The following is a 21,033-nucleotide window of genomic DNA, read 5'->3' as shown; positions in this document are numbered from 1 at the left end:
ATGGACCGATAAATGCTTCATGCCGGAGCGCTGTTGTCATAGAGGTACACCCGCGCGTCGTAGGACATGCCTTCCACCGCGACGCTTCCGCTGCCTGATGGATTCACGACGGTGACCAGCGTGGGGTAACTCCACCGATTAACCGGGCCGAATAGGAGGTGCGGTGGCTCCGGATCCCAGGAGGTGTCGGGATCAAAATCCAGGCTGCTCACGCTCACCCGGTATTCATCCACGTAGGTCGCCGGCCACGGACCGGAGAGCTTTCCGTCCTGCTTGCGCAAAGCGACCACGTGCGCCCCGCCGGCCGACCAATCGAAGGGCTCGGTGCTTTCCAGCACAATGCCTTCCGGCCCATCCACGACGCTCATCAGGATCGAGCTCTGGCCGTACCCAGGCACATCGTCAGCTGTCGCCACATAACTCAGATAGCTGGAGTTGAGCGCATCGAGCTCGGTTTCCCACCTGTACGTATCGCCGCGGTATTTTTGGTGGCCACGCCGGCGCATGCCAATTCGCCAGGCTCGGGTGCGGTCGGAGATCCCTGGCACCTTCACCTTCTCGACCTTGTTGCCGAGATCACCTGGCCAGCGACACTCCACCGTCTCCCATGCCCAGGTGATCGAACTGAAGTACTCCACGTCCACACCGTCGAAGTCATCGGGTGACGGGAAGACCAACTGCCGTTTCAACGCCTTGGTCATGTTCTGCGGGGTATACATGTGCTCGAACTGCGAGCGCGGTTCATCACGAACCGGCAGAAGAAGCCCGCGATTGATCGTCAGTTCGGAGAAGCCGGCGGCCAGCGCATCGTTCATCGCATCTTTGACCGTGGTGGCGTCGTCGATGGTCATATCGAAGGTGTCACCGCGTGCACGGTACACATCGTGCAATCGGTCTAGCTCGGTTAGGTCCAAATCGGCATCGGCGTACCCGGCCGACTTGGCGATGTACAGGAACCACGGAACGATATCCCGAGTCGGCTCTTCCCCGACCCAGGCACCACCAGATCGCACCGGCAATACCCGAGTTGCCTCGACACTGACCAAACTCTCGGACTGGGCCGAGAGCCTGTCACCGTTGCGAACACGCACGGCGATAACGGTCATATCCCCGTAGCGCGTCGGGGCGCCCATCATCTTGCCGCGCAGGCCGTACCACATCACGTCATCCATCACCTCGCCCGAATTGACTCCGCCAACCTTGGGCATGCGTTTGATACGGCACTCTGGGCGCATCGGATAGGGCAAGACTTCATGAAACGTGAAACCCTGAGCATCCATCGAGTTACCACTGATCGACTGGGGTAGTACCGTCCAGGCGCCTGACGTGGCCATGTCTCGGTACTCAAACTGATGACCACGGTCGATTGCCTTGGCGCGGACGGGCTTCTGCTTGAACAGTTTGGGGGTGGCTGGCGTCATACTGTTTCTCCAGTAAATCGGTCGATCACTTCAAAGGTCGCAGGCCACATCCGCGCACCGTAGGCTTTGGCCATCTCGATGGATCTGAAAATGGCCGCAGCGTGGTCCTGCTCGAAGGTGAGATCCCACTTGTAGCCGCAGCAGTGCACGGCGTAGCGGTAGTCAGACGGGTCCGTTGGTGCGAGATATTGGTTAGGCACGGGCACCGCCAAGCGTGGCACGCAGCTGTGCAAGGGCACCCTTGCCGACCTCAGGTGTGCGACGCCCCTCTACCCGCGCCGGCAGTGCCAGCGGCATCTTTTGCAGCGGCAGCCCCTCAACCAAGCGGCGCAGAGTGATCACGTAATTGCGCTCGAATAACTTCCGCGCCAACGAGGTTTCCAGACGGTTTAGGCTCTCGAACCCGGACTCCTTCGCCGTGTGCCAGACTGCGTTGTGAGACCAATTCGCCTGACCGGCCATGGCCGGGTGAGCGTTGCGACAGGCTTCTCGGAAGGCGGACTCCAGCGTCGGAAGCCCGAGCATTTCAGGAGTGGGCTGACACAGCTGTATGAACTTGCCGACACTTGGAGCGAAATCAGAGCCCACCTTTCGGCACTGCTCGATGCCGAAGCGGATCTGTTCAATCTTGGTGATGCGCTCGGCCATGAAGGCCTTAGTCCAGGTCGCCTTCGCCGCGCTGATCGCGTCCTGATCTGGCCAAGCCCGCTTCCAGGCCGGGAAAATCGCCACCAGTTCGCGAAACAAGGCGTTGATCACCTGCACCGTGCCTGCATCAGCCTTGAGCGGTACAACCTCGGCGGATGAAACGTTGGGAAGTTTTCCCAGCATGTTCGAAACAGACTTCATTACAAACCTCCCAGGTCATCGCCCCAGCTGGTGTCATTAAAATCAGGCTCTTGCCCCCGGCCTGCCGCCTGAACACGCTCACGCTTGACCCACTGAACAAGGCGATAGCACCAGCCAGCAGTGGAATCGAGGGTGTTTGGTTTGGCGCAGTGGAAGCCTTTGAACTTACGAACCGCTTCGTCAGGCACGCAGCCGGCTGGAAGCCCGGCGATCGCGATCTGATCGGACAGGGACTTAGCGTCAGGCACCCAGAGGGCGAACATGGCGAAGCGAGCCGTGGAAGGAATGCATTCGGCGGCAGCCTGGTCTTGCCGAGAAATCTCATCAGCCAAATCGCGCTGCAGCTGCTCTTCGGTTACTTGATGGTTAAGTGACGGATTGGGTGCAGATTCTGCACCCCGTTTTGTTCCAGGCTGCACCCCGTTCTGTTGTGAACTGCACCCCGTTGCGTCATCTGCACCCCGTTTTGCACGGGGTGCAGGATTTGCACCCCGAGATAGTTGGAGGTCGTAAACAACTGGTCGTCGGTCATGGCGATCGATGTGTACGGCGGCAATGGCCTGATTGCCCTTCTGGATGAGCCCGACCGTCTCCAAATCGTCCAGCTTGTAGCGTACGGTGCGCTCAGACAGGCCGGTGTCCTGAGCCAGAGTCAAGGCAGATGGAAAGGCGCCAGCACCATTCGAACCGGCGTAGTTGGCCAGACACAAAAGCACGTGACGCGCACTGGAGTCTTTCAGGGATTCAGTGGGCAATGAAAGCGCCCAGGACATTGCTTGGACGCTCACAGCGAGGCTCCGATATTGAGTTCGGCAATCTCGCGTGAGGACATGGTGTGACACGACACCTTTTGCGATTGCACTAAAAGTGTCGCGACATGGCGGGTATTGCCGGGAGTAGCGATCGTGTTCATAATGGCCCCTCAGTGTTTTACAAGTTGTTGAAAGAACCGCCCTGCCAGGCGGTTTTTTTATGCGCGCGATTTAGGCGTCCGGCGCATCCGTGGAAGCTTTTTGCTTCCACACGAAAAGGCCTCGGAGGCCGGACATGAAACGTTTGAAGGAAGCGTTTGCTCGCTGGAAGACAAAGCATTGGGATGAGAAGGCGTACATCCATGACGAGCCTATGTTTCTGATGATGGGATTCGAACGGCCGCCGCTGCGGGCCTTCTGGGAAAAGCACAAAGTCTCAATTCTCAAAGCCGCCCCCTGGCTTGCCAGCCTTATTGGAGGCGCGATCATTCTTAAAATCGTTGGGCTCGGGTAAGCGGCCCTCTTCCACCGCGACGGTCACTTCAGCAAGGAAGCGCAGGCGATCCTGAGTAGTCATCGATGAATCGAAGCTGACGTGGCAGAGCGGGTAGGTAATCATTCGCTTTGCCGCCAGCGGTCGATGGAAAAAAACTGCTACCACGTAACCGGCCAAAGCTGCGCAACCAAGCTGAAGAAGGTCCATTCACGCCACCCTTACCGACTGCTCCATCACATCCAGGCTTTGCCGGACATGCCCTAGCTCTTTGCGAATCGCTGCCTTCTCGAGCGGTGAAACGTGGTTGTCATCCAAGGCTTCGTGCACTGCGATGGTCAGATCCGCGACCTCTTTACCAACATTGATCAGCGAAGCAGTCAGCGCCTTCGGCTCCGGCGCAATCTTTGCGACCAACTCAAAACCGAATTGCTCTGCCAAGGTCATCAGCGGGCGCATGTCGCCGGTGTGCAGCAAGATCCCGAACAGATGTTCGATGGTCAGGTGATGCCCCGCGTTGTCCGGATTCGAGCGTTGAAGCAGGCTCACGTGGGCCATGCACATTTTCCCCGCCAGCTCCTCTGCCCCGCTTTCCTTGACGGAGGTGTGGCAAGCCCTCAAGAAATCTTCCATTCGTAAAACCTCAACTTTGTTTCCGTAGCACCGCTGAAGATGCTCGGCGATCATTCGCTCAACAGATCAACGACAGGGATGACTTATGCAGCGGATTTTTGGGATGGAAACGGACGCAGTTCACTTGCCTGGAAGCTCCCATCGGGGAGCTCAATCACACGAATATCCCGTTTTGCGGATAAAGCTTTATGGATGGCTGGGGCAGTGACGCGGAGAAGCCTTGCGGCTTCGGACTGCCCTTTGTCAGCCACGAACTTGTCGAGGGAAGTCTCATTCATGGTCGTGCCTCTCTTGTAGATGAGGCAGATATTAACCATCTGTTAACTTATAATCAATACCGATGGTTTCTTCTCATTTTTAACCATTGGTATAAATTCGCGCGATGACTAAAAAACGAATCCTGCCGCCGGACCGCATGGCCGAATGCGAAGCTGCGCACGCTCTGTTTCTTTCAAAAAAGAATGAGATGAAGCTGAGTCAGAAGAAAATCGCCGACGCTGCCGGAATGACACCCGCTGCGGTAAATCTCTATTTCAAAGGGATTAACCCGCTCAATGCACAGTTCGCTTCAGTTCTTTCGCGCATGCTCCAAGAGCCGGTTGAGTCATTCAGCCCTCGCCTGGCAGAAGAGATACGCAAACTTACCAGCGCCCCGGTTCCCATGGCTGGACATGACATAGGCGCCCAAGATGAAGGGGCAAGCGCAGCCGACTTGGTGAAGGAAATGCTTGCTCGGAGCGGAAAGCGGCTTTCTCCTGATGCCCGACAGCGTTTGCTTGATGCTGCTGAAGAACCCCAGAAAACCAATGTAATTACGGCTGACTTTTCGCGACCTGGCCTGGTCGGCGATGAAGTTTGGATCGCTCATTACGACATCCGCGCTGCAATGGGTGGCGGGCAGATAGCGCATGACTTTCCGGAGATGTTTCAGGACGTCCGGGTAAGTCCAAAGCATTTGCGCGAGCTGGGGGTGGACTTCGAAGAGCACTTCCACTTAAAGATGGTCACCGGCTGGGGCCAGTCGATGGAGCCGACGATCAAGCATCGCGACCCGCTGATCGTCGACGTGCACATTCGGGAGTTCGTCGGTGACGGGATCTATCTGTTTTCGTGGGACGACCACATCTACATCAAGCGTCTGCAAGTGGCCGATGAAGATCACTTCGAGATGATTTCTGACAACACCCGGCACAAAGACCGGATGATTCGTCGAGATATGACGTTCATCCAGGCGCGAGTGCTTCTGGTGTGGAATGCACACCTGGTGTAAGCCTCGTCGAAATTGGCCATTTAGGTGGGAGTTGATCTTGGGACCGAACAAAACAGAGCAAGACCTGAAACGCGACCTCCAAGGCATTGCCTCAGATCTGAAGTGGTCAGCGGTCGAGCTGATGCGAATAGCCGAGCGATTGAGTCTTGCCGGCAATGAGGTGGACGCCCAGGCCGTACTGAGGATGTGCACCGTGTTCCATGCTGATGAGGATCGACTAACTGTTTACGCTGATGAGGTGAGGGCAGGAAGGATTGTGCGGGAAAGACACAACGAGCATGAAATTTAACCTTACTCATCACAAGTCGTGCTGGGATAAGCAAACATAGTTACGGGAGGGATACCATGCGCTTGAAGACCAGCATTAAGCTTGCTCTTACAACAACTTTATTGGCTGGCTGTGTAGCACCACAACAAAAGCCAGCAGACTCAGCACTGTCCGCCCGGGCGCCGCACGTCTTCAAGCCTCTTGAGTTCCAGTACGATCCTAAGTCGCCAGAAGTTCTTAACTTCTCTCGCCAGCTAGCTCTGCCAGCCTTGCAATGTGAACTGGAAGCAAACACGGGCGGAATGGCAGTGCGAACCGGAAACCGCCAAATGATTGAGGAGTACAGCAACTCACTCATGGAGTGCATCAAGCATTCAAAATCTCAGGGTGATGAGGCTATAGCTCGTCTTAAGGCAGCCAAAGTCCCGGAAAAACAGATCGAGCTAAGCAAGGATCTTTATTCCAAATGGTCAGCCTACCTCATGACCATGAGCGCTTACCGTACCACTGACCATCGGGCCAAGGCTGAATACCAAGTCGCAAGAGAAGCTCTCGCCACCGAGGTCAAATTCTCCAACTAGCCAGTTTTTCAATTCAAGCCCGCCGCTGAGCGGGCTTTTTGTTGTCCGTCAAAAAGGCGCTGGTTCCTCAACCGGCTCGAAAACCTCTACAGGTCGATCTTCTTCGGCACTTGCCTCCCACCGAAGCGTCACCGATTCGTCGTCGTTGAATGTCATGTCTATACCGTCCGTTTCGGATAGCAGGCCCATCACCTCCTCCCACTCTCGCTCACCGTCCGTATCCAGACGGTGGATGGTCACCCAGCGCTGAGTCTGCGCGAGCGGGTGGTTGATCATCGAAGATACGCGTAGGCCAAGCTTTTCAATTCCGCTGACCTCCTGTCGCTCTACTGGTTTTGTTTGCTTCTTCGCCTTTGCCATACCGCCCCTCAATTACTGTACATACATCCAGCTAAAACAAAGCATACCGTACGACCAACGAAATTAAATTAACTATCGGTATTGACTCATAAATATACCGATGGTTAACTACTACCATCGCAGTAACACAGCCACTGCGAAGGGCCTTAAGTCCGCCGCTCTTTAAAAGTCAGCGCAACAAACAACAGACCGCATTGCCTCTACCGGCGACCGGCGAGCAGACAGGCCCGAAAGCCTGCCAACGACAGGAACAACCTGGACGGCTGCTCGATGGTGAAACGCCTTAACCGTGTGAGCGACCCGGTAAGCAATGTGCCCCGCTCCTCCAGCGGTAATAGGACGGACAGCATCACTGAGCAGCCTTCCACAGAGGGCTGCTTGGGATGACAACCGATAGGTGATCAACCATGAAGCACGCAACAGCAATCGCCCAGCTCGAAATTCACGCTTCCAACTGCGAGAACAACGCTGCGATCCAGGAGGCCGAAGGCCAGTTCGAAGACGCAGCGAACAACCGCACTAACGCTGCCGATTACCGGCAGGCAATCGAAGCGCTCCAGGCTGAATAGCATCACTGCTGCACCTTGGCGACAGGGTGCAGCGGGATGCAACCCAACCCAGAGGATTCACCCATGTTCGGTATCGGTAAGAAGTTGTTCGGCGCCAAGCGCGCAGTCAAGAAGCTGGAAAATCGCGACCTGATGCAAGCCATCGTCGGTGGCTGCCTACTGGTGGCGGCGTCGGACGGCGAGATCAGCAAGAACGAAGCGGCTCAGATCGATATTCAGATCCGGGCCAACAAGGCGCTGGAACACTTCGGCTCCGAGATCACCAGCACGGTCAACCTGTTCACCGAGCAGTTGCAGGCTGGCTTCCGCCTCGGTCGCATGAACATCCTGCGCGAGATCCGCGACATCAAAAACAACCCGGCCGATGCGGAAGAGGTGTTCGTGAACATGCTCACCGTTGCGGAAGGCGACGGCAACATCAGCGCCGAAGAGCTCAAGGTTCTCGCCGAGATCGGCAATGAACTTGGCCTGCGCCTCAAAGACTTCGGTATCGACGCGTGAGCACGCGGCTGCGCAAAGTGCTGATCATCTCCGGGGCGACCTTCGCCCTGGGGCTGCTCCTAAACAGCCTCGCCAATCGGGGCGCCTGCTCCTACTACGGCTACCAGACCGACAGAGAAACCAAGTACGCCGCCTTCGTTGGCTGCATGGTGAAAGTCTCCGGCAGCTGGGTGCTTCGTAGTGAACTGCGAGCAGTTCAGTAGGCATCACTTCTGCCCATTCACTGAGTGGGCACAAGGGTTACAACCAGGAGATCGCCGACCCAATTAGTTAGAGCGACTCAGTTGTAGGTTCTGAGTCGTGCACTCGGTGGTACTAACGGTTCCCATGAATGCATTCAGTTTCACTGCACACTTTTCAACGTTCAGGCCGTTGCGGCCATCGCTCGATATGTTTGTAACGTAAGGGCCGGCAGTAGTGCAGCCGGACAGAACTGCAACAAGACCCAGTGCAACGATATGCAGCTTCATGTGATTCCCTTCTTTATTGGCCGAGGCCGGATTTAGATACTCGGAATTCTAGAGTAGCCGGCCACCCGGAATAATCCCAGCCCTCCCCTAAAGCCCGGGCAGTACCTGACCAATAATCACTTCTGCCCATTCGCTGAGTGGGCAGCGGGATGCGGACGAAACCGCGGCCTATAACCGCCCACCTGCATGCAACAAACAGAGAACGGCGAGCGCCCGCCAAGATGCCAACGGCGCGCATTGGAGGATGACAATCATGAAATAACCAACATTGAAGCCCGCCCTCTTGGCGGCACCTGCGATCACGTAGGGAGGTCTTCGTGACGCAAACAAAAGCCCGGTTCCGATCGGGCTTTTTTACGCCTGCCTTTATCCGTCAACACTCTCCCCTGCGCCCAACGGCAACCAGCAGGCAGCCCGAGTGCTGACGAATACACGCAACCCCATCGAGGAATCGCCATGCATCCATCACTTCAACAGCGAGTCGACGGGGTTGCCGCCCTGCGTGCTCGTGCAAGCATCGCCACCGCCGCGTTCTACGCCCTGATTGGCAAGGAGCAGCCTGTGCAAGAGATTCGCTATCAGGTCGTCACCAAGGGCAACGCCTATCACATCGTCGAGCGCTCCACAGGCTTGACCAAAGGCTTTCGCTGGACGTGGAAAGACGCCATCAACTTTGCACAGGTTTTGGAGGCGCGCGCCGACGGTATCAAGGTCTCGCTGTCAGGTGAGCAGAAATGATCGGCGCCCCAATGCCCAACCCGCGTGACTCGATCATCGCGAACCTGAACCAGCAGCTGGATCAGTTCTTCGGTGCCGGCCGTTCAGTGCAGGAAATCGCCCCGGGCGTCAGCGGCGAACGGGAGTTGATGTTCGGCAGCTCCCACAGCAACAAACTGAAAATCGAGCGCGACAAGCTCGCGCCGCGACTGAAGCAGTTGGCCGACGCCGGCAAGACCGTCATCGAAGCAGCGGAAGAGACGGGCATGGAAGCCAAGCGCGCCAGGCTCATCGCCCGCGAGAACAACATTAAGTTCCCGGGGCCGCCGTGAGACGAATCAGCAACCAGGTGCGCCAGCGCCGACGACAGACATGGCTGGATCTACCGGCCCACGGAATTGAAGAGGCAGGCCATGGCCAAAGACAATGTGCAGATTCAGCGAGACAAGCGCGCCAAGGAGAAAGCCTTGCTGGAGCGGATCGGCGCCGAGAAGCGGTCGTTGATTGTGTCGAAAGCGCTCGATGATGCGCTTCAGGTGCTCGGCGAGCGCCACGACTTCGAGGAATGGCAGGAAACGGTATCGACGTTTCTGATCAACCTGGCCGCAGCGCCTGCCGATGAGTCCGCTCGCTTCGCAAGTATGTCGCGACCTGAAATCGTTGTGTCTGAAAAGTGGTCGCGACAGCTGGAAGAGTTTGCAAAGACGGGCGGGGAACAGATTTAGCTCTGTTTACTGGTCTTCCTCGTCTTCTTCATCGAAGTCGATAGGTCCAGTGTTGAGATAGAGATTTTCACCAAGCCCATCAACCTTGTCGCGGACATCTCGTGGAATCGCGATCGAGAAGTAGATCACCAATCCGGTGCCGTTGTCCTGCTCCTGAATGTCCGTCACGTACTCAGCAACCTCATCAGCAGATAGGCCGATATAGTCACCGAGAATTTCATTCCGGCGATATTCTTGCGCTTCTTCTAGTTGACGGCTGCTCATGTTCAACGCCTCGTTTAGTGAATGCAGAGAGTACTCAGCTCACGATCACCGGCGCAACCATCAATAAAGTCCTACGACTAAAAACCTCACCCGGTCATGGAAAGCGGCGCCTGACTGGAGAAAACCATGACCGATGCCACCCAAAGGCAGCTCGGACTGATCTGGTACACGCTCGGCATCAGACTGGGTTACGAGATCACCGCTCCACCGTGAGACCAACTACCGACTAAATGCTGGTCTGTGAGCTGGCCTTAGTTGTTTGTCTTATGGCCGGTATCTACCCTGAGCATCCACATGTCGGGATCATCGCCCAATGAGAGTCTCCACCGAATATCGTGACTACAAATAAATCGAACACGATCCTCAGTCAGGTTATTATTACTCGCAATTGCTCTAGTCGATCGGTATTTTTCTCGACCGGTCTTCCTCTCTCTCGTCATCCAACTATGCACCCGGCAAGTATCGCGCTTGACTCCCAGAGCGATGAAAAGAGCTTGCGTTCCGTAAAGAGCTAAACCAGCAGCTGCCCCACCGAATGACGTTGAGATGATGTCGTTAAGCAGATCTTTAGTAATTTCGAAGCCCAGAATCGTGATCATGTTTCTCCTTTGATTCGGCTCCGTGCCGGGCCGAACACAAATATCCCTACTTCAAGCCGGCGAGGCAGGCGCCTACCTGGAAACGTGCCTGTAACCGCCCTGACCTAATGTGCAGAAGGTGGTAGCAGCACGCGTCTCAATCTGCAAAACTCACGGAAATTTTTTCGAGCTGATTTATCGCCACATAACGCTTTGCGTTTTTTGAAACTTTCAGTACTCCGAAAACAAGTATGTAAGCCCCGGCAAAATCATCTGTATCGGTGCAAGGAAATCTTTTGATAAAACCATCACTTAAATCGCCGTTAACAACAACACTTACCGCCTCTCTACCGCCGCTATTCAGCCAAAGGCTGCCAGAGGAAATGCCTGCATCCGAAACCATCCCCCAGTAACCTCTGAACTCGTCAAGATGGATTTCAGAAACTTTCGAGAACTCGACAAAGAAATTTTTTACCCGAAATTCTCCCTCAGGCAGTGCAATTATTTGATCAGAATCTCTGAAGTCTTGGCTGTGTATCAGGTTCTTGAGGAGAGTGCTCAAGCGGCGATGCATCGACGAGCGAGATCGAACCCCGTGACCTCTGGCATATCGCCCCCCCCTTCCATTTGGGTCTTCAGGCTCCTCGGGATTGGCATGCTCTACCGCGTGAGCTCCAAAATTGAAGTCGACTTCAATTCTTTCCCCATAATTGATTCGCTCCTCTTTGTCTGGACCAAGCCCTCCTCCTTGTTTTGCCTCAGCGGCAGCGAGATCGCAGTCCCTACCATGCGGACGCGCCCCGAAGCATGCGGCCTGACCGCTTTTTGACTCCTTCCGATAGAAGGCCGGCCCCCGACACTCAGGGCATACTAATTGTCTTCGATACGAAGAAATAATGTGGTCGCCCAAATCCTCAAACGATTTGGCGCTGTAATTTTTACCGTCCGCTAAACAAAGTGCGATATCCATCCTGCTGGTCCCCTGACTTAAACCTTGGATAATGGCACAAAGCCTTCCATGCCAACATTAGTAGGCGACTAAAGTCGAATGGTGCAATGAAAAACACCACGCGACTTTTTCTTAGAATTGTTAATTCTCCCCTTTCCACCGCCCGGGCATGCCCCGGCATAGGACGCCCCATGCCCACAGAAAACAAAATCGTTGAGCCGATCAACAATTACTTTGTGGGCAAGTCACTCTCGAAAAAAACGTTCACTATTCGTTCATCATCATCCACCAAAAAGGAAACTCGCCCTGGTTCGTAACCCTGCGGTTCCTTTCCGTGCTCTCTCACGACCCTAACTTTTCTGCCTATCAACTCCTCGATTGCCGTGGGCGCTCCCGGCTTCGATGCTGGCCAAGGTGTGTAGTCGTTACCGTCTTTTTGTAGCGTCGTAGACCAAGGCCAAGGATGAGAGCCGCCGCCATTATCTCCACCACTCATAAGCCACCTCCTCAATCCGGCGCTGATTACCGGGTGTTTAACAGATAGCCCAGATTCATTGACTGCGCCATAACCCCTCCCCCTTCAAAGTCAGCCGCTATAGCGGAAGGGACGAAGTCATGCCTGAAGAAAAGATAACGTTCGTGAACGGCGAGCCAGCGAAGTGCGGCTGCCAGATAAAGTTCAGCTCCGGCGGTGGTGAGTACTCCGACGTGCTCTACGTGACGCCGCGTGTAGCGCACAGCCCAAAAGCCTTTGGACCAGTTGAAGTGAAGCGCGACGAAGATGGCTGGTGGTGGCACCCGGACATCCCAGACTTTGGCGGCGACGAAGATCCGGCGCCGTACATTGCCTGGGCCGATGAACAGATGCTGGAGCGCAAAGGCTGGCACATGTTTGATGAGCTCGATGGTCACCCCTACGAGGACGGTGAAGCACATTGCAACGGCTGGGAACCAGAGTCGCCAGGCCCTGAGTGGTTCTTGATGGGGATCTTCGACACTGAAGACGGACCGTACGTGAACTGGGCGCGGCGTATCTCGCAGCAGGTGACCCAATGATCTTCGCCCCGCTCTGCATGCTCTGGCTTATCTACAAAGGGCCGCGCCGGTAAGGGTTCACCCCGCCAGTCACCTCAGGGGAGAAAGCGTGTACGCAACTGGCGAGGTGAACCAATAAACCGTAGCTCACCTTCAAAGCGCCCTTCACACCCTCCATCTGAAATTTACGTAACCACCCACTGCCGCCCCGGGCGGCTTGGAGCACCCAATGAGAAAAGAACTGATCAAGATCAGTGAGTTTCAGCGCCGGCGCTGGGGCGAGAACGGTACACCGCAATGCCCCCAGGCGATTCGCAACCACATCCGTAACGGCGTTGTACCGGGCGAGCAGATCGGAAAACTCTGGTACGTTGACTGGACCGCATTCACCCGCTCGGACGGCAACGACCTGGTGGCGATGGTATTGAAGGGAGCTGCATGATGGCACCACGGCCGCGCAATACTGCGAACAAAAGCCTTCCGCAGAACCTGTACTTCGATGCGCGGCGCTCGACCTATCGCTACCGCCGGCCTACCGACGGGAAGTGGTTCCAGTTTGGTATCGACCGCATCAAGGCCATCGACGCTGCGAAACAGTTGAACCTGGAGTTTATGCGTGGTGCCGACCTGGTCGGTGCTGTGCTGAACAACTCTGCTGAATCCTTTGCCGGCTTCCTCGATACCTACGAGCGCGAAGTGCTGCCGCCGCGAGAACTGGCCAAGGGCACGCTGAACCTGTACGCGGTGCACTTCCGGCGCTTTCGCAAGCAGTTCGAGGGCAAGGCCGTCGACCAGATCACGATCCGCATGGTCGCGGAAATGCTGGACCCGCTCACCCCCCGGACAGCGAATCAGTGCCGCGCACTGCTGATCGACATTTTCAATCATGCCGCCGCGAAGGGCCTGTGCCCCGATAACCCGGCGGCCAGCACGATCAACCGCATCGAGAAGAAACAGCGCAAACGCCATACCATCGAAGGCTTGAAAGCCATCCGGGAGAAAGCGCCAGCCTGGCTACAGAATGCAATTGACCTCGCCCTGATCACTGCCCAGCGCCGGACGGACATTCTGGACATGCGCTTCGACGGAGTTCGGGAGGGGTTTCTGTACTTGGTGCAGAAGAAAACGGCCAAGGCCAGTGACGCGGCGTGGATTCGCTTTCGAGTGACGCCCGAGCTACAGGCTGTAATCAGCCGATGCCGTGACGACATAGCCTCGCCATACCTGGTGCACCGCAAGCCTGAACGCCGGAAACAGAAACAGGCTCAGCACAAGGACCACTGGACGAAGATTGAAGAGCGTTATTTGACGCGAGCATTCAAGGACGCCCGGGAGGCGGCAAACTGCTACGCAGGTTGGAAGGAGGAAGAGATGCCGGGCTTCCACGAAGTGCGAGCACTGTCGCTGCACCTGTACAAGAAAGCCGGGAAGGATGGGCAAAAAATCGCAGGTCATGCGAGTGAAGGCATGACCAAAAACTACCAGCGAGACCACGAAGAAATCGTCTGGTCAGAAGCAATTCCAGACCTGAATATCAGCGAAATCACCGGGTAGTTTTGCGCCAGTTTTGCGCGGGTTTTGCGCAGGCACAAAAAAGCCGATCTATCTGATCGGCTTAAGCGTCTGATTTTACTCAGTAAATATGGTCGGGACGGAGTGATTCGAACACTCGACCCCTAGCACCCCATGCAAGCGGCCCCCTCTACAGGCCGCTAACCACAAGGCTTCGCGCTTGGCGCTCGCTGCAACGATGCCCAACTGTGCGGAACAGGGAATTACAAAGTCACTCGGAAAGTCACTAGGCCTTTTTCAGGCCCTCGCCGGCCAAGCCAGCTTTCGACGCTCGGCTACTGCGTTGCGAACATTGCACGACTGGACGGGGGGTTAAAATCCTCAAGCTCCACAAAATAAGCGTTACAAATCAGGCAATTAGTGATTATCGCAAGTGCCTTTTTGTGCCTGGATGGGCCGTTTTTGCTCAGTAATGCCAGCTTAATGACAGCCTTCATCCAAAGGGAGCAGTGATAGATGGGGTCGGAAGTAGCGCGAATTCGTGAGCGGTCAAAAAGCCGAAAATTTATAGAGAGCTTGTATGAGTCGGCACAGCAAGCTTACGTCATCCATTATTCCTGCGAGTCGTTTTACGAGAATTCCACAGGTGGGTTGCTGGGCATCGCCTTCGAGCGAAATATGGATAGGGATTCGAACCCCTTCATGCATCCGTGAAGACCGCTCCAGACCATAAAACACGGCGCTTTCGCTCTCTTCCTGTGGCGTATTACGGTCTATTGCGGTCCTGAATCTGCCCTAATTTTACCCTAACCCCCTTCCTGATTAGTAAAGCCAGCCGTGATTGAATTGGGCATTTCCGGTGGCAGCCGGCAATCCCAATGATTGCCAATATGAAGTATCTCGATAGACCACTTTCGGCTGTGGATTCAACCGGTAAATGACCGGGCGAAACTTCATGCTCGACGTGGCTTTTTTGTAGTTTATGAAGCGTTCATGGTTTTGTGGGTGTCGATCAGATGCTGCACCACACCCGGATCGGCCAGGGTGGAGATATCGCCCAACCCATCGTACTCAGCCGTGGCAATCTTGCGCAGAATCCGGCGCATGATCTTGCCCGAGCGAGTCTTCGGCAGCCCCGGCGCCCACTGGATGACATCCGGCGAAGCAATCGGGCCGATCTCCTTGCGCACCCAGTTTTTCAGTTCCAGGCGCAGTTGCTCGTTCGGCTCTTCACCGTTTTTAAGGGTGACATAGACATAAATGCCCTGCCCCTTGATGTCGTGCGGCACACCGACCACCGCCGCTTCGGCGACTTTCGGGTGCGCGACCATCGCGCTTTCGATCTCGGCGGTGCCCATGCGGTGACCGGACACGTTGAGTACGTCGTCCACGCGACCAGTGATCCAGTAGTAGCCATCGGCATCGCGACGGGCGCCGTCACCGGTGAAGTACATGCCACGGAAAGTCTTGAAGTAGGTGTCGACGAAGCGGTCATGGTCGCCAAACAGCGTACGCGCCTGGCCTGGCCACGAATCGAGAATCACCAGGTTGCCCTCGGCCTCGCCTTCGACGATGTTGCCCAGGTTGTCCACCAGTGCCGGCACCACGCCGAAGAACGGACGCGCCGCAGAGCCTGGCTTGAGCGCATGAGCACCCGGCAGCGGGCTCATCATGTTGCCGCCGGTTTCGGTCTGCCACCAGGTGTCGACGATCGGGCAACGGGACTTGCCGACATTCTTGTAGTACCAGTCCCAGGCTTCCGGGTTGATCGGCTCGCCCACCGAACCCAACAGGCGCAGGCTGCTGCCATCGGCACCCTCAACCGCCGCAGTACCCGAGGCCATCATGGCGCGGATCGCGGTCGGTGCGGTGTAGAGGATGTTGACCTTGTGCTTGTCGACGATCTTCGCCACCCGGGTGATGTCCGGGTAGTTCGGCACACCTTCGAACAGCAGCGTGGTCGCGCCGTTGGCCAGCGGGCCGTAGACGATGTAGCTGTGGCCGGTGACCCAGCCGACGTCGGCGGTGCACCAGTAGATTTCACCCGGGCGGTAGTCGAACACGCGCTCGTGGGTCATGGCCGCGTACAGCAAGTAGCCGCCAGTGGTGTGCTGCACGCCCTTCGGCTTGCCGGTGGAGCCGGAGGTGTAAAGGATGAACAGCGCTTCTTCGGCGCCCATTTCTTTTGGCGCGCAAACGGTGCCGGCCACTTTCATCAGGTCCTCGAACCAGATGTCGCGATGCTGGTTCCACTTGATGTCGCCACCGGTACGCTGGCACACGATGACTTTCTGGATGCTGCTGGTTTCCGGGTTGGTCAGCGCGTCGTCGACGTTGGCCTTGAGCGGGATCCTCTTGCCCGCACGAATGCCTTCGTCAGCGGTGATCACCACCTTGGATTTGCAGTCGATGATGCGACCGGCCAGGGCTTCCGGCGAGAACCCGCCGAACACCACCGAGTGAATCGCGCCGATCCGGGTACAGGCCAGCATGGCGACCACGGCTTCGGGGATCATCGGCATATAGATCGTCACCACGTCGCCGCGGTGCACGTCCTGACCACGCAGGGCGTTGGCGAACTTGCACACTTGCTCGTGCAGTTCGCGGTAAGTGATGTTGCGGCTTTCGGCAGGGTCATCGCCTTCCCAGATGATTGCCACTTGATCGCCGCGCTCGGCCAGATGACGGTCGAGGCAGTTGTAGGAAACGTTCAGGGTGCCATCGGCGAACCATTTGATGTCGACATGGTGATCGTCGAAGGAAGTCTGCTTCACCGTGGTGAAAGGCTTGATCCAGTCGAGGCGCTTGGCTTGCTCGCGCCAGAAACCGTCCGGGTTGACGACCGACTGCTGGTACATGCCCTTGTAGGTCGCCTCGTCGGTCAGCGTGTTAGCCAGAACCTCGGGACGAACGGGATACAGGGAAGCCGCACTCATCTTTCTTACCTCGGTGGAATAGTTGTTTTTGTTAATTGTTTTTCACTGATTAATCGTGCTCGGCTCGCAAGCGCTACAGCCGACGTCTCAAGCCAACCCGTGATGGTGTTGTGCTCTTTTAACGACAAGTCATATCCGGAAGTGGCTGAGCAACATGGATTTGGACTTCGTACTGTTTCTAACTTCGTCTGATCCCATTGCTCTGGGTGACATCAGTGACGCAATAGCCTACGTAGCGGGACCCCATCTTTAAGTACTGGGGATTTAATGACGATGTAACTGAAGTACTTGGAAATACCGATATTCTTGTCCAGCAGCCCTTCCATCACTTCCTGATAATGCTGAATACTGCAGGTCATGAAGCGCACCAGGTAATCGTAACCACCACTGACTAAATGGCACTCCAGTACCTCATCGACCAAACGAATATTGGACTCGAACTTGGCGAAGTCCTCCCGTTTATGGTCGCTGAGCGTGATTTCAGTAAATACCGTGACCGAGTCGGTGATCTTGGCAAGGTTTAGATGAGCTCTATACCCGGAAATATAGCCGGCCGATTCAAGTCGCTTTACCCGCTGCAAGCATGGACTGGATGACAGACCCACCGCATCGGCCAGACTGACGTTGGTCATCCGACCGTCTTTTTGAAGCTCAACCAGGATACTGATATCAATTCGGTCTAGTTTAATTAAACCTTCCATCGGGTACCTCTTGATTGCCGTTCAGATAGACAGTGGTTTTAGCAAACTCAACGTCGCAAAGATAGCTGATGCTGAGCGACCAGGTCGGCCATGCTTGTGATGTAAAAATCTGCGGAATATTCCTGAGTATAATTCTCATGGCTACGGCGGATCAGGCACAAACCAGCCGATTTTGGCGGCTGCGCAGGAGGTCTGGAAACCTGCAGAATATTTTTGGGCTCCAGGTTGTTGGCCAGCAACCACTCGCTGTCCTCCAATGGATTACTGGCTCGGGAATGCAGGTCTTCGGGCACAATCCCCAAACGCTCGCAGAGCTGTTCGCGATCCTCGGCATCTCGATCGCAGTACACCAGCAGCCGATAGAATTTGCGCAGATACAACATGGCACCGGGCGCGTCCTCGAACAGCGACCAGTTGCATGCCGAACGGGCGAAACTCATGCCCTCTTCCCAACTGGCCTTGAGCCCAAAACGCTCTGCCAGCTGGCGATGGGCAAAGCACAATAAGCCACTGAAGCCCAGCTCGGAAAAACGTGGATAGAGCGTGTGCACCGCCTCGTCAAACTCAGCCAATACCTCTTCCCTGCCTGGCATGCCCGGATGGTTTTCGAGCAAAGGTTGCAGGGCCGTCCAGATACCGGAATCCCGATCGACCAGGACTTCGTCGCAATCGATCAGCAGTGCACGATAATCAGTCAGGTACATGGTGTGTAGCCTCCCATGATGCATTCATCAATCCATGTGCTCTAAATGCCCTCGGTCGGCGCATTGCTACATTGCGCCAACCGAGACCTGAGATTAATCCAACACTCGCAACAATGCCGCTTCAAGAATTGTCAGCGCTTCGTCGATCTGATTTTCTTCGGTTACCAGAGGAGCCAGGAAGCGCAGCACATTTCGGTACACCCCGCATTTGATCACCAACAGCCCGCCAATCCTGGCCTGATCGATCAGTTGTTGGGTGAGCTCTGCATCGGGGCTGCGGGCCTCATCGTCTTTGATCAATTCGATTGCCAGCATGAAGCCGGTGCCGCGCACGTCACCAATACGAGGGTGACGTGCCTGCAAGCGCAGAAGGCCCTGACGCAGCCGCTCGCCCAATACCTCACCACGCTCGAGCAGCTGATCCTGCTCGTAAGTTTCGATCACCGCCAACGCAGCCGCACAAGCCAGGGCGTTACCGCCGTAGGTACCGCCGAGACCACCGGGTAATGGCGCGTCCATGATGTGCGCACGACCTACCACGCCCGATATTGGCAAACCACCTGCAAGACTCTTCGCGACGGTGACCAGATCCGGCTGAATCCCTGCGTGCTGAAAACCGAACCATTTGCCGGTCCGGCCGAAACCGGTCTGAATTTCATCGAGAATGAGCACGATGCCATGTTGTTCGGTCAGAGCCCGCAGCGCCTGGAGAAATTCCGGCGGCGCGGAAAGGAAGCCTCCGTCGCCCTGCACCGGCTCGATGATGATCGCAGCTACTCGATCCGGAGCGACTTGGGTCGCCAGCAATTCGTTCAGAGCTTGCAGCGCCATCTCACTGCTGAAACCACGATAGGCGTTAGGGTATGGGGTATGGAAGACTTCGGGAGCGAAGGGCCCAAAGTTCTGCTTGTAGGGTTGGCTCATGCCAGTCAGGGTCGTACCCAGTAAAGTACGCCCATGGAAACCGCCACGAAAGGAGATAACGGCTGAACGATTGGTATGCGCGCGGGCGATCTTCACCGCGTTCTCTACCGCCTCTGCACCGGAAGTAAACAACGCCGCCTTGTAGGCTTCTTGGCCACCCACCAACTCGCACAAACGCTGTACCAGGTCTATGTAGGGTTTGTAGGCCACCACCTGGAAGCAAGCATGGCTGATCTTTTGCAATTGGGTCTGCACTGCCGCGACCACCTTCGGGTGATTGTGACCGATGTTCAAAACGCCAATGCCGCCGACGAAGTCCAGGTAGCGCGTCCCGTCCACGTCCCACACTTCAGAACCCTGGGCCCGGTCGATGACCAGCGGGTGTGCCGTGACCAAACCCCGTGGCACGAATTGATCGCGCTGACGGAGCAAACTCGGGGTTTCTTCGACTTTACTGTTCATGGCATCTCCCATAGTGAACCTGGCAACCGGGAAACGGCTGCGATGTGTTCCAAAGGTTAAGCTTTCGACGCAATTGTCTAAGCCGAACTTGGCCTCTGAGAAATTCGGATCGACTGTTTTCACCCTGGTAAACAGCAGAATCCTTCAGCTGTAGCCAGCGCCCATGGAATCTGCCGACATGCGCCCCATACATCGCAACGTTATGCGTTTACGCAGATTCTTTCGACATATCCTGCTCTGCCACTCGGGCATGCTGGATACTCCCAATCTAAAGCGAGAAGTTACCCATGGCCCTGCTCTATAAAGCTGACCCGGTGCGCGGCGAACAATGGAAGCGCCTATTCGCTGAGCACGCTCCGGATATCGAATGGCGTGCCTGGCCGGACATCGGCGATCCGAAGGATATTCGCTACCTGGCAGCCTGGCAGGCGCCGGACGATCTCGAAACATTGTTGCCAAACCTGCAGGTACTGTTCGCCTTGTCGGCCGGCGTCGACCAACTTGACCTTGACCGTCTGCCAACGACCCTGCCGGTGGTACGTTTACTCGACCCGAGCATCACTCGGGGCATGTGCGAGTACGCCAGTTTTGCGGTGCTCAGCCTGCACCGGGATATGCTCCGTTATCGCCAGCAACAAATGGCTCGGTGCTGGCAGGCTCACCTGCTGCAACCGGCAGCCAAACGGCGGGTAGGTGTCATGGGGCTCGGCACGCAGGCTCAACAGATTCTGGCCACCTTGCAGACCTTTGGATTCGACTTGTCAGGCTGGGCACGCAGTGAGCATCGCATTGCCGGGGTGGACTGCTTTGCGGGTGCCGAGCAACTTCCAGCGTTCCTCAGCCAGTGCGACATAGTGCTTTGTGTCCTGCCATTGACCGAGCAGACTAAAGGGATTCTCAACCGACAGTTGTTCCAGCACCTGCCCAAAGGTGCTGCCTTGGTCAACATGGGTCGGGGTGGGCACCTGATAGAAGAGGATCTGCTGGAGGCTTTGGCCAGCGGCCAGCTCAGCGCGGCGGTGCTCGACGTACTGGAACAGGAGCCGGCGGCGCCGGACCATCCCTTCTGGCACCATCCGCAGATATTGCTGACACCGCATATCGCTGCGATGACCCAACCGGAAAGTGCGTTTAGCGTGTTGCTGGAGAATATCCGCCGACATCAACGCGGTGAGTCAATGCTTGGCCAGGTTGACCGCGAGCGAAGTTACTGAGCAACGGCTGTCAACTCACCAGTAACAACCAACCGGCGCCAGATTTTTTACTTCTCTGAGGTAAATCTGGCGCTATACAAAACAAACCTGTTACTCATCCAGATTTTCTGTTTCTACGCATACCAGCCCCAAAAAATCAGCCGAC

28 protein-coding genes are annotated in these 21,033 nt (G+C 56.1%); 14 read left to right on the top strand and 14 right to left on the bottom strand.

Annotated features, from left to right (window positions below):
• Window positions 1–17 precede the first annotated feature (17 nt).
• The 4 genes from WHX55_RS10970 to WHX55_RS10955 are packed head-to-tail and all read right to left on the bottom strand — an operon-like array spanning window position 18 to window position 3,043.
• Complete coding sequence (locus tag WHX55_RS10970) at window positions 18–1,421, bottom strand: host specificity factor TipJ family phage tail protein (RefSeq protein WP_353742568.1); 1,404 nt, start codon at window positions 1,419–1,421, stop codon at window positions 18–20.
• Window positions 1,418–1,621 (bottom strand): hypothetical protein, encoded by a 204-nt coding sequence (locus WHX55_RS10965; protein WP_353742567.1) that lies wholly within the window; start codon window positions 1,619–1,621, stop codon window positions 1,418–1,420. The genes WHX55_RS10970 and WHX55_RS10965 overlap by 4 nt, the downstream gene beginning before the upstream one ends.
• Window positions 1,614–2,270: a replication protein P gene (locus tag WHX55_RS10960; protein WP_353742566.1), complete on the bottom strand. Its 657-nt coding sequence runs from the start codon at window positions 2,268–2,270 to the stop codon at window positions 1,614–1,616. The genes WHX55_RS10965 and WHX55_RS10960 overlap by 8 nt, the downstream gene beginning before the upstream one ends.
• Window positions 2,270–3,043: a helix-turn-helix domain-containing protein gene (locus WHX55_RS10955; protein WP_353743039.1), complete on the bottom strand. Its 774-nt coding sequence runs from the start codon at window positions 3,041–3,043 to the stop codon at window positions 2,270–2,272. The genes WHX55_RS10960 and WHX55_RS10955 overlap by 1 nt, the downstream gene beginning before the upstream one ends.
• Before the next feature lie 274 nt (window positions 3,044–3,317).
• Here WHX55_RS10955 and WHX55_RS10950 point away from each other — a divergent pair, with 274 nt between their 5' ends.
• Window positions 3,318–3,536 carry a hypothetical protein gene (locus WHX55_RS10950; RefSeq protein ID WP_353742565.1) on the top strand — a complete coding sequence of 73 codons (219 nt, stop codon included), beginning with the start codon at window positions 3,318–3,320 and terminating at the stop codon, window positions 3,534–3,536.
• Window positions 3,537–3,725: 189 nt separating this feature from the next.
• On the opposite strand, the gene WHX55_RS10945 is transcribed toward WHX55_RS10950, so the two are convergent.
• Together WHX55_RS10945 and WHX55_RS10940 are read right to left on the bottom strand one after the other, a co-directional pair.
• Window positions 3,726–4,148: a phage regulatory CII family protein gene (locus WHX55_RS10945; RefSeq protein WP_353742564.1), complete on the bottom strand. Its 423-nt coding sequence runs from the start codon at window positions 4,146–4,148 to the stop codon at window positions 3,726–3,728.
• 83 nt (window positions 4,149–4,231) lie between these two features.
• Window positions 4,232–4,426 carry a Cro/CI family transcriptional regulator gene (locus tag WHX55_RS10940; RefSeq protein ID WP_353742563.1) on the bottom strand — a complete coding sequence of 65 codons (195 nt, stop codon included), beginning with the start codon at window positions 4,424–4,426 and terminating at the stop codon, window positions 4,232–4,234.
• 104 nt (window positions 4,427–4,530) lie between these two features.
• On the opposite strand from WHX55_RS10940, the gene WHX55_RS10935 reads away from it, so the two are divergent.
• Genes WHX55_RS10935 through WHX55_RS10925 form a run of 3 tightly spaced genes read left to right on the top strand, consistent with a single transcriptional unit; the run spans window position 4,531 to window position 6,267 of the window.
• Window positions 4,531–5,418 carry a S24 family peptidase gene (locus tag WHX55_RS10935; protein WP_353742562.1) on the top strand — a complete coding sequence of 296 codons (888 nt, stop codon included), beginning with the start codon at window positions 4,531–4,533 and terminating at the stop codon, window positions 5,416–5,418.
• Window positions 5,419–5,455: 37 nt separating this feature from the next.
• Window positions 5,456–5,707 carry a hypothetical protein gene (locus WHX55_RS10930; RefSeq protein ID WP_353742561.1) on the top strand — a complete coding sequence of 84 codons (252 nt, stop codon included), beginning with the start codon at window positions 5,456–5,458 and terminating at the stop codon, window positions 5,705–5,707.
• Between the two features lie 56 nt (window positions 5,708–5,763).
• Window positions 5,764–6,267: a hypothetical protein gene (locus tag WHX55_RS10925; protein ID WP_353742560.1), complete on the top strand. Its 504-nt coding sequence runs from the start codon at window positions 5,764–5,766 to the stop codon at window positions 6,265–6,267.
• 48 nt (window positions 6,268–6,315) lie between these two features.
• On the opposite strand, the gene WHX55_RS10920 is transcribed toward WHX55_RS10925, so the two are convergent.
• A complete protein-coding gene (locus WHX55_RS10920) occupies window positions 6,316–6,627 on the bottom strand; it encodes a DUF1654 domain-containing protein (RefSeq protein WP_353742559.1) in 312 nt (103 codons plus the stop codon).
• Window positions 6,628–7,034: 407 nt separating this feature from the next.
• Here WHX55_RS10920 and WHX55_RS10915 point away from each other — a divergent pair, with 407 nt between their 5' ends.
• The 6 genes from WHX55_RS10915 to WHX55_RS10890 all read left to right on the top strand — a co-directional run bounded on the left by WHX55_RS10915 (window position 7,035) and on the right by WHX55_RS10890 (window position 9,609).
• Window positions 7,035–7,196: a hypothetical protein gene (locus tag WHX55_RS10915; RefSeq protein ID WP_353742558.1), complete on the top strand. Its 162-nt coding sequence runs from the start codon at window positions 7,035–7,037 to the stop codon at window positions 7,194–7,196.
• Between the two features lie 63 nt (window positions 7,197–7,259).
• Entirely contained in the window at window positions 7,260–7,697 is a 438-nt protein-coding gene (locus tag WHX55_RS10910; RefSeq protein WP_353742557.1) for a TerB family tellurite resistance protein, read from the top strand.
• The gene (locus WHX55_RS10905; protein WP_353742556.1) at window positions 7,694–7,900 is read left to right on the top strand and encodes a hypothetical protein; all 207 of its coding nucleotides are present in this window, start codon (window positions 7,694–7,696) and stop codon (window positions 7,898–7,900) included. The genes WHX55_RS10910 and WHX55_RS10905 overlap by 4 nt, the downstream gene beginning before the upstream one ends.
• 723 nt (window positions 7,901–8,623) lie before the next feature.
• Window positions 8,624–8,905, top strand: a complete 282-nt coding sequence (locus WHX55_RS10900; RefSeq protein ID WP_353742555.1) for a hypothetical protein — start codon at window positions 8,624–8,626, stop codon at window positions 8,903–8,905.
• Entirely contained in the window at window positions 8,902–9,216 is a 315-nt protein-coding gene (locus tag WHX55_RS10895; RefSeq protein ID WP_353742554.1) for a hypothetical protein, read from the top strand. Before WHX55_RS10900 ends, WHX55_RS10895 begins: the two co-directional genes overlap by 4 nt.
• Window positions 9,217–9,297: 81 nt before the next feature.
• Window positions 9,298–9,609: a hypothetical protein gene (locus WHX55_RS10890; RefSeq protein ID WP_353742553.1), complete on the top strand. Its 312-nt coding sequence runs from the start codon at window positions 9,298–9,300 to the stop codon at window positions 9,607–9,609.
• Between the two features lie 6 nt (window positions 9,610–9,615).
• Here WHX55_RS10890 and WHX55_RS10885 read toward each other — a convergent pair whose 3' ends face one another.
• From WHX55_RS10885 to WHX55_RS10875, 3 genes are all read right to left on the bottom strand, one after another.
• On the bottom strand, window positions 9,616–9,873 hold the full coding sequence (locus tag WHX55_RS10885; RefSeq protein ID WP_353742552.1) for a hypothetical protein: 258 nt from the start codon (window positions 9,871–9,873) through the stop codon (window positions 9,616–9,618).
• 251 nt (window positions 9,874–10,124) lie between these two features.
• Window positions 10,125–10,472 carry a hypothetical protein gene (locus WHX55_RS10880; RefSeq protein WP_353742551.1) on the bottom strand — a complete coding sequence of 116 codons (348 nt, stop codon included), beginning with the start codon at window positions 10,470–10,472 and terminating at the stop codon, window positions 10,125–10,127.
• A 136-nt stretch (window positions 10,473–10,608) separates the two neighbouring features.
• The gene (locus tag WHX55_RS10875; RefSeq protein WP_353742550.1) at window positions 10,609–11,421 is read right to left on the bottom strand and encodes a hypothetical protein; all 813 of its coding nucleotides are present in this window, start codon (window positions 11,419–11,421) and stop codon (window positions 10,609–10,611) included.
• A gap of 594 nt (window positions 11,422–12,015) precedes the next feature.
• Here WHX55_RS10875 and WHX55_RS10870 point away from each other — a divergent pair.
• The 3 genes from WHX55_RS10870 to WHX55_RS10860 all read left to right on the top strand — a co-directional run bounded on the left by WHX55_RS10870 (window position 12,016) and on the right by WHX55_RS10860 (window position 13,989).
• Window positions 12,016–12,456, top strand: coding sequence for a hypothetical protein (locus tag WHX55_RS10870; protein WP_353742549.1), 441 nt, complete (start codon window positions 12,016–12,018; stop codon window positions 12,454–12,456).
• Window positions 12,457–12,664: 208 nt separating this feature from the next.
• Entirely contained in the window at window positions 12,665–12,877 is a 213-nt protein-coding gene (locus WHX55_RS10865) for a hypothetical protein (RefSeq protein WP_150715352.1), read from the top strand.
• Window positions 12,877–13,989: a phage integrase Arm DNA-binding domain-containing protein gene (locus WHX55_RS10860; protein ID WP_353743038.1), complete on the top strand. Its 1,113-nt coding sequence runs from the start codon at window positions 12,877–12,879 to the stop codon at window positions 13,987–13,989. Before WHX55_RS10865 ends, WHX55_RS10860 begins: the two co-directional genes overlap by 1 nt.
• Before the next feature lie 938 nt (window positions 13,990–14,927).
• Here the strand turns inward: WHX55_RS10860 and acs are convergent.
• From acs to gabT, 4 genes are all read right to left on the bottom strand, one after another.
• Window positions 14,928–16,883, bottom strand: coding sequence for an acetate--CoA ligase (gene acs / locus WHX55_RS10855; protein WP_150752392.1), 1,956 nt, complete (start codon window positions 16,881–16,883; stop codon window positions 14,928–14,930).
• A gap of 212 nt (window positions 16,884–17,095) precedes the next feature.
• Complete coding sequence (locus WHX55_RS10850; protein WP_150752393.1) at window positions 17,096–17,584, bottom strand: winged helix-turn-helix transcriptional regulator; 489 nt, start codon at window positions 17,582–17,584, stop codon at window positions 17,096–17,098.
• 47 nt (window positions 17,585–17,631) lie between these two features.
• On the bottom strand, window positions 17,632–18,288 hold the full coding sequence (locus tag WHX55_RS10845) for a 2-haloalkanoic acid dehalogenase (protein ID WP_150752394.1): 657 nt from the start codon (window positions 18,286–18,288) through the stop codon (window positions 17,632–17,634).
• A gap of 93 nt (window positions 18,289–18,381) precedes the next feature.
• Window positions 18,382–19,674 (bottom strand): 4-aminobutyrate--2-oxoglutarate transaminase, encoded by a 1,293-nt coding sequence (gabT, locus tag WHX55_RS10840; protein ID WP_108219350.1) that lies wholly within the window; start codon window positions 19,672–19,674, stop codon window positions 18,382–18,384.
• A 287-nt stretch (window positions 19,675–19,961) separates the two neighbouring features.
• On the opposite strand from gabT, the gene WHX55_RS10835 reads away from it, so the two are divergent.
• Window positions 19,962–20,888, top strand: a complete 927-nt coding sequence (locus tag WHX55_RS10835; RefSeq protein WP_150752395.1) for a glyoxylate/hydroxypyruvate reductase A — start codon at window positions 19,962–19,964, stop codon at window positions 20,886–20,888.
• The last annotated feature ends 145 nt before the right edge of the window (window positions 20,889–21,033 follow it).

It is taken from the genome of Pseudomonas fluorescens, from assembly GCF_040448305.1.
Lineage (GTDB): Bacteria > Pseudomonadota > Gammaproteobacteria > Pseudomonadales > Pseudomonadaceae > Aquipseudomonas > Aquipseudomonas fluorescens_BH.
The sequence above is the reverse complement of the archived record's forward strand: the minus strand, read 5'-3'. Positions and strand labels throughout refer to the sequence as shown.

Coding starts and splice junctions, on each gene's coding strand:
- WHX55_RS10970 (WP_353742568.1), bottom strand. CDS start 1,421: ATGACGCCAGCCACCCCCAAACTGTTCAAGCAGAAGCCCGTCCGCGCC.
- WHX55_RS10960 (WP_353742566.1), bottom strand. CDS start 2,270: ATGAAGTCTGTTTCGAACATGCTGGGAAAACTTCCCAACGTTTCATCC.
- WHX55_RS10955 (WP_353743039.1), bottom strand. CDS start 3,043: ATGTCCTGGGCGCTTTCATTGCCCACTGAATCCCTGAAAGACTCCAGT.
- WHX55_RS10950 (WP_353742565.1), top strand. CDS start 3,318: ATGAAACGTTTGAAGGAAGCGTTTGCTCGCTGGAAGACAAAGCATTGG.
- WHX55_RS10945 (WP_353742564.1), bottom strand. CDS start 4,148: ATGGAAGATTTCTTGAGGGCTTGCCACACCTCCGTCAAGGAAAGCGGG.
- WHX55_RS10940 (WP_353742563.1), bottom strand. CDS start 4,426: ATGAATGAGACTTCCCTCGACAAGTTCGTGGCTGACAAAGGGCAGTCC.
- WHX55_RS10935 (WP_353742562.1), top strand. CDS start 4,531: ATGACTAAAAAACGAATCCTGCCGCCGGACCGCATGGCCGAATGCGAA.
- WHX55_RS10925 (WP_353742560.1), top strand. CDS start 5,764: ATGCGCTTGAAGACCAGCATTAAGCTTGCTCTTACAACAACTTTATTG.
- WHX55_RS10920 (WP_353742559.1), bottom strand. CDS start 6,627: ATGGCAAAGGCGAAGAAGCAAACAAAACCAGTAGAGCGACAGGAGGTC.
- WHX55_RS10915 (WP_353742558.1), top strand. CDS start 7,035: ATGAAGCACGCAACAGCAATCGCCCAGCTCGAAATTCACGCTTCCAAC.
- WHX55_RS10910 (WP_353742557.1), top strand. CDS start 7,260: ATGTTCGGTATCGGTAAGAAGTTGTTCGGCGCCAAGCGCGCAGTCAAG.
- WHX55_RS10900 (WP_353742555.1), top strand. CDS start 8,624: ATGCATCCATCACTTCAACAGCGAGTCGACGGGGTTGCCGCCCTGCGT.
- WHX55_RS10895 (WP_353742554.1), top strand. CDS start 8,902: ATGATCGGCGCCCCAATGCCCAACCCGCGTGACTCGATCATCGCGAAC.
- WHX55_RS10890 (WP_353742553.1), top strand. CDS start 9,298: ATGGCCAAAGACAATGTGCAGATTCAGCGAGACAAGCGCGCCAAGGAG.
- WHX55_RS10885 (WP_353742552.1), bottom strand. CDS start 9,873: ATGAGCAGCCGTCAACTAGAAGAAGCGCAAGAATATCGCCGGAATGAA.
- WHX55_RS10880 (WP_353742551.1), bottom strand. CDS start 10,472: ATGATCACGATTCTGGGCTTCGAAATTACTAAAGATCTGCTTAACGAC.
- WHX55_RS10875 (WP_353742550.1), bottom strand. CDS start 11,421: ATGGATATCGCACTTTGTTTAGCGGACGGTAAAAATTACAGCGCCAAA.
- WHX55_RS10870 (WP_353742549.1), top strand. CDS start 12,016: ATGCCTGAAGAAAAGATAACGTTCGTGAACGGCGAGCCAGCGAAGTGC.
- WHX55_RS10865 (WP_150715352.1), top strand. CDS start 12,665: ATGAGAAAAGAACTGATCAAGATCAGTGAGTTTCAGCGCCGGCGCTGG.
- WHX55_RS10860 (WP_353743038.1), top strand. CDS start 12,877: ATGGCACCACGGCCGCGCAATACTGCGAACAAAAGCCTTCCGCAGAAC.
- acs (WP_150752392.1), bottom strand. CDS start 16,883: ATGAGTGCGGCTTCCCTGTATCCCGTTCGTCCCGAGGTTCTGGCTAAC.
- WHX55_RS10850 (WP_150752393.1), bottom strand. CDS start 17,584: ATGGAAGGTTTAATTAAACTAGACCGAATTGATATCAGTATCCTGGTT.
- WHX55_RS10845 (WP_150752394.1), bottom strand. CDS start 18,288: ATGTACCTGACTGATTATCGTGCACTGCTGATCGATTGCGACGAAGTC.
- gabT (WP_108219350.1), bottom strand. CDS start 19,674: ATGAACAGTAAAGTCGAAGAAACCCCGAGTTTGCTCCGTCAGCGCGAT.
- WHX55_RS10835 (WP_150752395.1), top strand. CDS start 19,962: ATGGCCCTGCTCTATAAAGCTGACCCGGTGCGCGGCGAACAATGGAAG.